1 protein-coding gene is annotated in these 680 nt (G+C 66.5%); it reads right to left on the minus strand.

What is annotated here, in order from left to right:
• Positions 1-13: 13 nt before the first annotated feature.
• A complete protein-coding gene (locus tag SD455_RS16640) occupies positions 14-562 on the minus strand; it encodes an IS5 family transposase (protein ID WP_445508750.1) in 549 nt (182 codons plus the stop codon).
• Between the last annotated feature and the right edge of the window lie 118 nt (positions 563-680).

The following is a 680-nucleotide window of genomic DNA, read 5'->3' on the forward strand; positions in this document are numbered from 1 at the left end:
CTAGGGCGTGTTGCTAAACCCATTGCAGAGTCGCTGCGAGGCAGAGCCCAGCGTGGAAGTTCCGGGCAGTCTTATCCGTTCGTGCAGCGATCCCGCGCCACTGCTTGAGCCGGTTGAAACATCGTTCGACGACGTTGCGACCCTTGTATCGGGCCTGCTGCTCATCGCCGAAGTCGATCGGCCGCCCAGGTCTGCGCCGACGATGAGCGACCTGATCGGCACGTTCGGGGATGGTGGCCGCGATGCCGCGGCTGCGCAGCCAGGCCCTGTTCTTCTTCGAGGGGTAGCCCTTGTCAGCGATCACCCGTCGCGGGCGCGATCGCGGCCTGCCTCTGGCTCCAGCCACGCGGATCTCGCTGAGAGTCTCGGCCAGCAGACTGGTGTCGGCGACCTGCCCGCCAGTGAGCACGAACCCCAGCGCCCGTCCTCTGCCGTCACTTGCCAGATGGATCTTGGTCGTCAGCCCGCCACGCGAGCGGCCGATGGCATGATCGGCCGGCTCAGCGCCGAACTTCTTGTAGTTCGATTCAGCCCCCTGTGCTCCGGGGCAAGGTCGCACCATGCTGATGCACGCGCACGATCGTCGAGTCGATCGAGGCGACCCAGTCCAGCTCCCCGCGCTGGTGAGTCAGCGACTGCACCGTCTCGAGCACTCGGGCCCAGACGCCCTGCGAGGCCCA

This window comes from Nesterenkonia sp. K-15-9-6, from assembly GCF_052656005.1.